The sequence below is a fragment of the Clostridium sp. AM22-11AC genome (assembly GCF_003473545.1).
Taxonomy (GTDB): domain Bacteria; phylum Bacillota; class Clostridia; order Lachnospirales; family Lachnospiraceae; genus Enterocloster.
In genome coordinates this window covers 44452-56576 of the sequence record NZ_QUCM01000013.1, presented here as the reverse complement: position 1 = coordinate 56576, position 12125 = coordinate 44452, and the positions used below count along the sequence as shown (strand labels likewise).

Annotated in this window: 8 protein-coding genes; all 8 read left to right on the top strand. The window is 44.0% G+C overall.

The features are described 5' to 3' along the window. Positions 1-341 precede the first annotated feature (341 nt). The 8 genes from DW251_RS11810 to rpoZ all read left to right on the top strand — a co-directional run bounded on the left by DW251_RS11810 (position 342) and on the right by rpoZ (position 12041). Positions 342-1448, top strand: coding sequence for an ATP-binding protein (locus tag DW251_RS11810; RefSeq protein WP_118301245.1), 1107 nt, complete (start codon positions 342-344; stop codon positions 1446-1448). Then, a complete protein-coding gene (locus DW251_RS18500; protein WP_118301244.1) occupies positions 1445-5572 on the top strand; it encodes a leucine-rich repeat domain-containing protein in 4128 nt (1375 codons plus the stop codon). The genes DW251_RS11810 and DW251_RS18500 overlap by 4 nt, the downstream gene beginning before the upstream one ends. A 51-nt stretch (positions 5573-5623) precedes the next feature. After that, positions 5624-6574: a MoxR family ATPase gene (locus DW251_RS11800; protein ID WP_021870089.1), complete on the top strand. Its 951-nt coding sequence runs from the start codon at positions 5624-5626 to the stop codon at positions 6572-6574. Further along, a complete protein-coding gene (locus DW251_RS11795) occupies positions 6571-7743 on the top strand; it encodes a DUF58 domain-containing protein (RefSeq protein ID WP_118301243.1) in 1173 nt (390 codons plus the stop codon). The genes DW251_RS11800 and DW251_RS11795 overlap by 4 nt, the downstream gene beginning before the upstream one ends. A 22-nt stretch (positions 7744-7765) precedes the next feature. Then, positions 7766-10078 (top strand): transglutaminase domain-containing protein, encoded by a 2313-nt coding sequence (locus DW251_RS11790; protein ID WP_118301242.1) that lies wholly within the window; start codon positions 7766-7768, stop codon positions 10076-10078. An 85-nt stretch (positions 10079-10163) separates the two neighbouring features. Further along, on the top strand, positions 10164-11042 hold the full coding sequence (locus DW251_RS11785; protein ID WP_118301241.1) for a YicC/YloC family endoribonuclease: 879 nt from the start codon (positions 10164-10166) through the stop codon (positions 11040-11042). A 16-nt stretch (positions 11043-11058) separates the two neighbouring features. Next, positions 11059-11703 (top strand): guanylate kinase, encoded by a 645-nt coding sequence (gmk, locus tag DW251_RS11780; RefSeq protein ID WP_118301240.1) that lies wholly within the window; start codon positions 11059-11061, stop codon positions 11701-11703. A gap of 59 nt (positions 11704-11762) precedes the next feature. Then, positions 11763-12041, top strand: coding sequence for a DNA-directed RNA polymerase subunit omega (gene rpoZ / locus DW251_RS11775; protein WP_021870094.1), 279 nt, complete (start codon positions 11763-11765; stop codon positions 12039-12041). Positions 12042-12125: the final 84 nt, after the last annotated feature.

Genomic DNA, 12125 nt, shown 5'->3' with positions numbered 1-12125 from the left:
TTCCAATATTATGAAAAGAATATAGTCCTCCATCAGCTATGGCCAAACCGCAAAAATGACTATTATCTATAGTGGATGTTGCAAATACTTGTGTATATTTTCCTTCATTGGTAATTTTTTTGATGTATACATTACTGATGCAGCTGCTAATGATTGCTAAATTACTATGTAGATTAAATGCTTGTTAAAAGATCGTTAAAATGATATAATCAAGATTGCAGACGTGAAAATATACTATCCGCGCAGCTATGATATGCTCGCAGTTCCCAGGTGCCTTAGTGCCTGGGTATTTTTATACTCCCCATATTAAATGGTTAATAAATTATGCGTAAAATAAGTCTATGGCTACGCCTATGAATGGTATTATTGGTATGCTGACACTGGCACATGGTCAGTTAAGAGGCCATAGTGCTGAAAATTATATTATAAAGGCAGAGCAGCTTTCCAAGTATCTGCTTTCTGTTATCAATGATATTCTGGATATGTCCCGTATTGAGGCAGGAAAGATCGAGCTGGAGAGCAAGCCATTTGAACTTGCGGCGCTGGCAGAAAAGCTGCGTAACATGTTCCAGAAAAACGTAGAAGCCAAAGGCGTGGCATTCTATGTGGAAATGAAAGATGTAGATGTAAAATACATAGTTGGCGATGAATTGCGTATTTCCCAGATCCTGGTAAACTTTTTATCCAATGCCCAGAAGTTTACAGAAAAAGGAGAGATCCGTGTTACATTCCGCCAGCTTCAGAAAGAAAATGGCAAAGTAAGCCTGATGTTCCGTGTTCATGATACAGGAAAAGGTATGGATGCTAAATTTATCAGCCGTATTTTCAAGCCTTTTGAACAGGAAAGCCAGGATATCACCAAACAGTACGGTGGATCCGGTCTTGGTATGTCTATTACAGACCGTCTGGTCCATCTGATGGGCGGTGAGATCGTCATTGACAGTATGCTTGGCAAAGGCTCTGATTTCAGCGTATATCTGACACTTCCGATCGCAGAAGTTTCTGAGATAGAAACAGAACAGGAAGACGAGACAGGAACAGACTTCACCTTTAACGGATGCCACATCCTTATGGCAGAAGATAATGAGATCAACGCGGAGATCGCAGTCAGCATTCTGGAAAATGAGGGTGCTAAAGTCGATGTAGCCGTAAACGGTAAAGATGCTGTGGAAAAATATGCAGCTTCTGCACCGGGAACTTATAACTTTATCCTTATGGATATCCAGATGCCGGTGATGAACGGCCGTGATGCGGCAAAACAGATCCGGAGTATGGATCGAAAAGATGCTGGAGAGATACCTATCTTTGCTCTTTCTGCAGATGCCTTTGTAGAAGATCAGAGACTTTCTGCTATGAGCGGTATGAATGGTCACTTTACGAAACCGATTGATTTTGAAGAGATGCGTGTGCAGATCGGCAAGATATTAAAAGGACGGAGAAAATATTGAAAAAGCAAAAGAAAAATATGGGCAGTCTTATAAAAAAAGCAGGTGTAAAAGGGATGGCAGCAGGTGCTGTATCCCTGGTCCTTGTTGCAGGCGGCTTTCATGTTTTATGGGAAGATTATCAGAGGGGTAACCTGTTTAAGCCGGAACTGTTTGTAAAAAACAGGGAATTGCAGGGTAACCAGATCATGTTCCCGGAGAAAGAAAATATACAGCAAAATGGAAATGACCCGGGAGAAAATGACAATAAAAAACTGGAGCATGACCCGGAGGCAAAGGATCCCTATGGTCAGGAAAAGAAAAACGAAGCTGCCTATGAACTGGCCAATAACCAGATGGAAGCAGATCCGGAAAGTGCCAGAAACATTTTCTCAGATCCTTCCTTTGATTATGCAGGAGGCACAGGCGGTACAAACTGGGCTCCCGAAGGACAGAGTGTAGTCCTGGCGCCGGATGCCCAGGAAAAGGTCAACCTTCCGGCAGGACATTCTGGTCTGACTACAGAAGATACAGGAAATAAGGATACCCCTGCTTCTTCCAATGGTTCAGGCAGCGACAGCGGTGATACTACGATCAGCGGCGGCGGTTCAACTGGCGGCGGTGGTGGCTCCGGTTCCAATGGAAATCAGGATAATACCATAACACCCGGTGGAAATGACGTACCTGCGCCAACTCCAACGCCGGATCCGACTCCTACACCAACCCCAACACCGGATCAGCCGGATAATGGAGATGATACGCCGACTGTAGACCCGGATTACCCGGATGACTCCAAGCAGCCTACCCTGCCAAGCGACCCTTCTTTACCTGGTGGAGAAGAAATTACGCTTCCGGATTTTCCAAGTGAAGGACTGCCTGAAGGGGATGAGGCTGAAAATGCAGTACTTTCTATTATAAGTTCCTCAGATTCTGTAGGTGAACTTTACCGGGGCGCTGTACTTACAGACTGGAAACTGCTGTGTTCTGTTTATGCATATGTAGACACACCTACGGGAACTTATCGTCTGAGAGAGTATAACGATAATTTTAAGATTGGAGATCATCCCAAGATAGCAGAGGTGGATTTTACTGTTACCTTTTATTTTAGACCCAATGCCAACAGCCCGTGGACAGAGATCGAACATGAATTTTCTGTAAAATATTGCAAGATGGTTGTAATGGGACCGGAAGATGAGGCTGGAAACAGACGTACCTTAGACAGCGTATATCTGGGAGAAGATGAAGAGATTTGCCTGTTAAAGGAGCTGAAAGAGTTGTATACAGCCCAGCAAAATATCTGGGGAATGGGTCTGTATGACTCTCTTCTTCAGGTGGTTCCGGGATGGTATGTCAATGGAGAGCAGGAAGTATTTACAGATTATTACAAACCGGAGGCTCCGGGAAGATATGAGATCTATCCAATGGACCGGGTGGATATTCCGGAATATTTCGGTGGTTATCTGACCTGGGATTTTGATGAGCGTGGTAATTATGTTTACAGGCAGTTTCTGCATATGTGCAGTGAATTTCTGGATGAAGTAGAGATCCCCCAGGGGATCCAGCAGGTCAACTTCAATGGATATGTTACAGGAAAGATCTATATCCCGGAGTCTGTTACAACTTTGCTGGATGATTTTATAATGGTTACACAAGATTATGAGGTGGCAGAGGGAAACCCGTACTTCTGTTCCGTGGACGGTTTCCTTTATAACAAGGCAAAAACAGAACTGTTAGGTATTCCGGTAGGATTAGAAGAGATCGATATTCCGGAAGATGTTACGAGAGTGGTCATTCCAGAATGGAATTCCCTGACAAAGATAAATTTCGCATCACCAACACCTCCGGATATCAATCTGGGAAGGATATCCGGTACACAGCTGGTGGTACCTGCAGAGTATTATGCAGATTATCTTCTTACATGGAGAAACAGTCTGGGTGGAAACAGCCTGATCCCTTCTTCGGAGGAGACAGATTATACCTATGTAAATGGAGCAGTGCTTTCTTCCGGTGGTACGGTTTTAAACCGTATTTCCAGTGATAACAGCGGATTATGGATCGTTCCGGATACAGTAAGACGTATTAAGTCCTATGCTGCTGATAAATGTCCGAATGTGGAACGCCTGGTCATTTCAGAAGGTGTAGAGGTTCTGGAGTCAGAAAGTTTGAACGGAGAAGGATTGACAGAGATCTATTTCCAGAGCGATGTGCCTCCTGAGATCTCAGCAGATACCTTTGGTGATCTGGATACAAAAAATCTGGTCATCTATGTATCAGAAGACAACCGTGATGCCTATGTAGAGGCCTGGGGAGAGATCTTAGGTGAGGAGACTGCTGAAAATCTGATTCAGGTTGGAAAATGTGAACTGGTAGAAACGGAAGCTGGCATGATCTATCTGGATGTTGCCGGTTCTGCAGTCCTGATCCAGGCTCCGGAAGATATTACTTCTTTAGATGAACTGGATCTGCCGGATGGCGTAGAACTGACAGAGATCGGAAACAGTGCCTTTAAGGGCTGCATTGACCTGATCCTGGCAGAACTTCCGGAAACTGTTACAAAAGTAGGAAGAAATGCGTTCTCCCAGTGTGAGAAACTGGAAGGTGTAATAAGTTACGCACCTGATTATATTTATATTGGACAGGATGCCTTTGTGGGACTTCGCTATATGGCCTTTAATACAGGCTATCTGGATCTGGAAGATCCGTTGATGGCAAGGGATACACTGACCTATGTTACCTCAGCCTGCCTTTTAGATGAAACGGCTGCCAGATATGCAATAGGATGTGGCGATGCCATTGTATTAGGAGATACAGAGGAAACGAGACCATTGGTATTTGGTCTGGATGGAGATGATACCTATCTGCTTAACGGTACCACTGATTTCTCAGGAGAGATCCAGGCGCCGGAGGGACGAGTTATTACCTATGTGATCAGAGGCGCTTTACAGGATTGCCAGGGAGAGTTTACACTGCCTGCAGAAGTAGCGGAACATATCCGTGCTATACAGAGTGCAGCCTTTAAAAATTCCGGTCTTACAGGTACGGTTGAATTTTCTGATGATCTGTTCCAGATCGGTTCAGATGCTTTTATTGGCTGTGTGGATCTGACAGAGGTTAAATTTTCCAATCCTGCCAGCGATCTGGGAGATGCAGATCCGGGACTTAGTGTTGACCCGTATGCCTTTGCAAGGACAGGCCTTACAGAAATTGAATTCCCGGAAGATCTTCGTTCTGTAGGTTACAGCGCTTTTGAAGATACAGATATGCAGTCTATTACCTTTACAGGTGAGAATGTACCGCTGCTTACTTATCCGGGACGTGGAACTTTCTACAGCTTTGGCGTGGAAACAGAGGGACTGGTTCAGTTAGAAGGTGCTGCGGCTGAAAATGAAGATGCCTATGTAGATGTATGGAAATACAGTATTCAGGGATATGAAAGCGATGATGAGATCGAAAGCAATATTTACTATACTGTTTTAAATGCGGCTGTAAGTGAGTGGATGGATGCAGCAGGTGACTTCCCTGTAGATGAAGACTGGAACTACCTGCCGGAATTCCTGGAGTACGTAAATGATTGTACTCCGTATACGATTGAGAATATAAAATTCACTGGTGAGGAAAGAATTTATACTCTCCTTGGTAAAGAGGTACCGGATCATCCGGACCGTCTGGAAAAACCGGATATCAATGAGTATGTAGATGCCTGGAGAGACCGGATCGAGGAAGAAAAGAATGAAAAAGAGGAACAGGCAGTTGTTCTGGATAAAATACCGGAAGTTCCTGCCGATGTTCCGGTAGATCCGGAAGTTCCTCAGGACCCGGATCAGGGAAATGGAACCACACAGGATCCGGATGAGCCATCAGAAGATCCACAGGATCCGGAAACACCGGAAAAACCGGAGACACCAACCGATCCAGATGCGCCGGAAACACCAGAAATACCGGAGACACCAACCAATCCGGATGCACCAGAAGAGCCGGATCAGCCACAGGAACCGGAAAACCCGGATCCATCGGAGGATACGGATCAGACAGAAAATGAATCAGGTGGATCGATGGAAGAGGATAAAGAAGACACAGAAGAAAAAGATGCGTCTTCAGAAGAAACTTTAGATACAGAAGAAAACTCAGATACAGAAGAAAGTTTATAAAAACCACTATAGAACGGAAAAAGCGCAAAAGAGAGAGGAGAAGCATTTGTTATGATACTGGAACAGTCTGAACACGTCATTCAGGAAGTGAAAAAAGCCTTTATGGGAAAAGACGACATTATACGGCGTGTTCTTGCCACGATTTACGCAGGAGGACATATTCTCCTTGAGGACAGCCCCGGAGTAGGAAAGACCACCCTTGCCCTTGCCTTTTCAAGAGTACTGGGACTGGATTACAAGAGAATACAGTTTACAACAGATACCCTGCCGTCAGATATTACAGGTTTTACCATGTACAACCGCCAGAATGAACAGTTTGAGTATCATGAGGGCGCTGCTATGTGCAATCTGCTGCTGGCAGATGAGATCAACCGTACTTCTCCTAAAACACAGTCTGCTCTTCTGGAAGCCATGGAAGAGCGGAGGGTAACAGTAGATGGTGTAACAAGACCTTTACCTACTCCGTTTATCTGTATTGCTACCCAGAACCCTTTAGGTACAACAGGAACCCAGGCACTTCCAAGTTCCCAGTTAGACCGTTTTATGGTTCGTCTTTCCATTGGATATCCTTCAGCAGAGGATCAGATCAAGATCTTAAAGGCCAGAAGATATTCCAACCCTCTGGAAGAGATCCAGGTAGCTGCACAGGCAGAAAACATTCTGGAGATCCAGAACTATCTTTCTGCTCTTAAGATCAGTGATGATATCCTTTATTATCTGATCCGCCTTTGTGAGGCAACCAGAGAACATCCTTTAGTAGAACTGGGAATCAGCCCACGTGGTGTCTGGGCACTGACTAAGATGGCAAAGGCATGGGCAATCTTAAAAGACCGCAGCTATGTGATCCCGGAGGATGTACAGGAAGTATTTACGGATGTATGCGCCCACAGACTGATCCTTAAGCCCCAGGCCCGTTTAGAGGGAATCTCAGAAAAAGAGATCCTTCAGGATATATTAAAAGAAACAAAACCTTTGAAAGACCCTAAGAGGTGGAATGCATGACAAGGATCAGGATCGGCTTCGGCACAGCAGTAGTGGCAACAGCTGTTCTGTTTTTCTTAAGCGGTTCTTATTTTACAGCCGGTGTATTTATAATAGAAATTTTATTGCCTGTGGTCTTACGTTTCTTTTTACGTCTTGAGACGAATGGAATGGAGCTGGAAATGCATACCCGCTCTGCCTGCCGTCTCGGACAGACAATAGAGATCGATATCTCTGTGAAAAGCAGATGGCGGTGTCTGGCAGCAGCCAGGATCCAGGCAGATCTTTCCTATGATAATAAAATGTTCCAGGTCAACAGGAATATCCCGTTAGCCCTTGACATCAATAAACGTTCTTTTGGTATATCGATCCCTTGGGAACCGAAGATGTGCGGAGGCGCGATCCTCAGCCTTAGTAATGTGCGCTGCTATGATATTTTTGGCTTAAACTGTATAAAGACAGAATTTCATCAGGTACAGCATCTGACGGTTTATCCGGAGAAAATATCCATGCGTCCTGTGGCATCCGGAAATCAGAAAGGACGCCAGAATGAAGGACAGCAGACGCTGAGTAAAAAAGGTTATGATGCAACGGAAGTTTTTGAGCTGCGTGAATATCAGCCGGGAGACAGTATCCGAACGATCCACTGGAAACTTTCAGAAAAGTTTGACACCGTTCTGGTAAGAGAACCAAGTGATACGTCCAGTTATGATATTCTGGTGATGTTTGACGCAGGTCTTACTTCTGGAGAGGTCACATATGAACCGGATGTTTTATCAGGAGCAGTCAGCGCTGCAGCCGCAGTCAGTGAAAAGCTGATGGAACATAAGGTCCCTCATTATCTGGGCATGTGGGCCGGAAATAAAATATATCTGAACCAGATCACAGGACAGCAGGAATATGATAATACCATGGATACCTGGATGAACCTTTCCCTTCAGAAAGAGCGGGGGATGGGCTTAAAGAGCCTTATTGCGGAAAAATCTCACAGTAATTACCGCAGGATCCTGTATTTTACTGCAGGAACCTGTCCGGATGAGGTTTATGAACTGGCAAAAGATGTAAGTGTAACAGCTGTGTGTATTTTAGATGAAGAGGGAGAGATACGTACTACAGAAAGAGGTATGTGCGTATTAACAGAGATCCCATTAGAAAAATTAACCACAGACACGCAGAATATCATTGTGTAGAAAGGAAGACAAAACATAAACTATGGCGGGTGTGATACAGGAAATATCATCAGGGAAAAATAATAAGAACAGGGATATTTTAAACGCGCTGCCATTGTGCATGATACTGGTGGCAGGAAGCATTTTATCCTGGTTTAAGATTGCGGCGATCGACCTTGTTTTTGAGGCTGCGGCTTTTGGGATAGCAGAAATTGTTTTATGTCTGACTGCTGTATACGGACTCTTGTCTTCCAAAGATAAGAAATGGGCATTTTTTATTCCTGCCGCCGGTGCGGCAGTACTGACCTTTATAAGACCGGTACAGATATTAAACGGATTTTTAAGCTTTTTAAATATCTGTATTTACAGCTGGAATGAAAAATATGAAGATGGAGTGCGTCTGTTTGGAAATGTACAGGCAACAGAGCAGAATCTGTTTTTATACAGTCTGGTCTTTCTTTTAATGCTGGCGGCTCTTTTATGGTATCTGGTCAGTGTAAAGGCATGTACTCGGATCAGCCTGATCGCCCTCGTTCTGTTTGTTCCGGAGATCGTCTTAGGACGTTCTTCCCTTTTTGGAGCCGTTCTTATGCTCACTTCCATTACAGGTGTATGGCTGTTTGCCTTTCATGCTGGCTCTTTCGGACGCCGTACCGGCTGGACGATCGTAACAGGACTGATCCTTTTTTGCATGCTCTGGATATCAGGAGGAAAAACCTCACAGACAGTACTGAAAGTGAAAAAGGACGTAGCACAGATGACAGAACAGCTGCGATATGGAGAGGATAATATGCCTTCCGGCAGTCTGGCGCAGGCAGCTTCTTTAGAACAGGGGGACGAGCCAAGGCTCAGAGTAAAGACAGAACAGATCAAACCTTTATATTTAAAGGGTTTTACTGGTTCTGTTTATGAGAATGACAGCTGGAAACCTCTGGCAAAAGCAGCTTATGGCGGAAATAGATGGGGATTTTTAAAATGGCTGAACGGAAGAGGTTTTCAGCCGGAACATCAGTATATTGCCTATGAAGAAGCTGGAAGAAGCGGCACGGATCCCTTGCCGGAGGATGCACCGTGGGTCAACCATATCCAGGTAGTAAATACAGGTGCCATGAGAAAATATATCTATGAGCCTTATTCTTCCCAGGCAGTTGCCAATTCTACCAATGAAAGAGATGAGGGAAGCCGTTCCCTTGCTTTCTTTGGCGCAAAACGTTATGAGATCAGCGAGCTGTCTTCGGATATGCCGGGGGAACTGCAGCGGTTAGATACCTGGACAGAGGCTCCTGTTACAGATGAACAGAAGCAGTATCTGGAGTCGGAGGCAGTATACCGTGATTTTGTGTATGTGAATTATCTTACAGCAGATCCACAGTTGTCTGGTCTGATCAAAGAGCTGTTTCATAAAGAAGAGGAAGAAGCATCTTTAAGTGTGTATGCGGCTGTACAGCAGATCCGTACTGTTCTTGAGGAAAATACGTATTATAATAAATATCTTTCTGAGGAAGATACTGCGGGAGACGATCTTTTAAAAGAATTTTTACAGGGGGAGCGGGAAGGAAATTCCGCATATTATACTTCTGCTGCCGTACTTGCACTGAGAAGTTTTCACATTCCGGCCAGATATGCAGAAGGATATCTTCTTACCAGCAAACAGGCGGAAAATTCTCACGGAGACTGGATCGGCCTTTCTTCTTCTGACGGTCATGCCTGGGCGGAAGTATATATGGATGGTATGGGATGGGTATCGGTAGATGTGACACCGGGATTTTATTACGATACATATGCCCTCCTTAATATGGCACAGTCTCCGGGGCAGGTGCGCAAAGTAGCTGCTTTGGACTCCGAGGGAGAAGAAGCAGAAAATCTGAAAAAGCATTTTCCTGGAAGTGAACCGTTCCTGGAAAATCAAAAGCAGACAGAATTAAAGACAGCAGATATAGGCTGGGGTATGATCCTGCTGATCCTGTTTGTTTTGGAATTTATTTTTGCGGTATTAGAACTGCGGAGAATGTATTATGAATACAGGATCCGGAAAATCAGTGACAATGGCAGCCTTCCCAGTGTGGAATTTCTCCTTCTTATGATCTATAAGCATCTGCTGATCCTGGGGATCGACATGCAGCCGGGATTTAAAAGTGAACAGATCCAGGAAAAGATCAGGGAAACTTTGCCGGAAATACCGGATGGGCTGTATCTGAGGGTAAATGATCTGATGGAAAAATATTTCTATGGCGGAGAGCCGTTGGAAGAATATGAGATCAGACTTGTACACCAGTTCCTGTTAAAGCTTCGTGACAGCAGGAAAAAAATGGGAATTTTTGACAGGCTCCGTTTCCGCTACTGCATTTTCAGTTGACTTGCATTTACGGATGAATTATAATATGAAAGATTATATAGGAATTATATAGAAAACATAGGAAAATGAAAGTGAGGCATTCCATATGTTAAAAAGCATGACCGGTTTCGGAAGATGCGAGAATGCTACGGATGAATACAAGATTTCTGTAGAAATGAAAGCAGTAAACCACAGATACTTAGATCTGAGTATCAAGATGCCAAAGAAATTTAACTATTTTGAGGCTGCGATCCGTACTCTTTTAAAGAAATATATCCAGAGAGGAAAGGTAGATCTTTTTATCAATTACGAGGATTATACAGAAGGAAATCTCTGCCTGAAGTATAATAAAGCCCTGGCTGGGGAATATATGGATTATTTCAAAAAAATGGAAGAGGAATTCGGGATCCGCAACGATATCCAGGTTTCCACCCTTTCCAGATGTCCGGAAGTCCTTACCATGGAACAGGTTCCGGATGATGAAGAGCATTTGTGGGAGATCCTTTCTGCAGCTTTGGAAGAGGCAGCAAAGAAATTTGTTGCATCCAGAGAGGTGGAAGGTGCTCATTTAAAAGAAGATCTTCTTGGCAAGCTGGATTATATGACAGGACTTGTAGACTTTATTGAGGAACGTTCTCCTGTTATCTTAAAGGAATACAGACAGAAATTAGAAGATAAGGTCAAAGAACTGTTAAACGGTACCGCCATTGATGAGGGCAGGATCGCTGCAGAGGTTGTGATCTATGCAGATAAGATCTGTGTAGATGAAGAAACGGTTCGTTTAAGAAGCCATATTGAAAATACAAGACAGGAACTTTTATCTGGTGAAAGTGTAGGTCGCAAACTGGATTTCATTGCCCAGGAGATGAACCGGGAAGCAAATACCATTCTTTCCAAGTCCAGTGACCTTGCAATTTCAGACAAAGCCATTGCCTTAAAGACAGAAATTGAAAAAGTAAGAGAACAGATCCAGAATATTGAATAATACCAGGAGGCCTTTTATGAACCATCAGGGAATTTTAGTCGTTGTGTCCGGTTTCTCCGGTGCAGGCAAAGGAACTTTGATGAAAGAACTGTTAAAGCGGTATGATAATTACGCATTATCCATATCTGCAACCACCAGAGCTCCAAGAGAGGGAGAAACAGACGGAAAAGAATACTTTTTCGTTACAAAAGAGCAGTTTGAAAAAATGCGTGATGAGCGGAAGCTGATCGAGTATGCCCAGTATGTGAATAACTACTACGGCACACCAAAGGAATATGTAGAACAGAAAATGGCAGAAGGCAAGGATGTGATCCTTGAGATCGAGATCCAGGGAGCTTTAAAAGTAAAGAAACGTTTCCCGGATGCGCTGCTGTTATTTGTAACTCCTCCAAGTGCAGAAGAACTTCGCAGGCGCCTGGTAGGTAGAGGTACAGAAACTTTGGAGGTGATCAATGCCAGACTGGCCAGAGCAGCAGAAGAGGCCTCCGGTATGGAAGCCTATGATTACCTGCTGATCAACGATGATCTGGACCGCTGCGTAGAGGAGATGCATCAGCTGATCCAGCTGCAGCACAGAAAAACTTCCTATCATCTGGATTTTTTAAGCAAGATGAGAGAAGACCTGTATCACTTAGATGATAAGGGTTTTGCAAAAAAATGATCAAGAAATAAAAAATAGGATCACACTATAAAATAAATACATTGAAAGGGGAATGTAATATGTTACATCCATCATACACAGATCTGATCAACGTTGTAAACAAAGATATTGAACCAGGCGAGCAGCCGGTAGTACAGAGCCGTTATTCCATCGTCATTGCAGCTTCCAAGCGTGCAAGACAGCTGATCGCAGGTGATGACGCAATGGTAGCAGGAGCAGCTGGAAAGAAGCCTCTGTCTATTGCCATTGATGAGCTGTATCAGCAGAAGGTAAAGATCCTTCCGGAAGAGGAGCCATCCGCTGAGGAAGAACTGGATACAACCGAAGAACAGGCATAAGACTTCATAAAAGCCGTCTGCTGTACCGTAAAGGTGCAAAGGATGGCTTTTTTAAAATTTATACAGATCAGGAGTAAATACAAT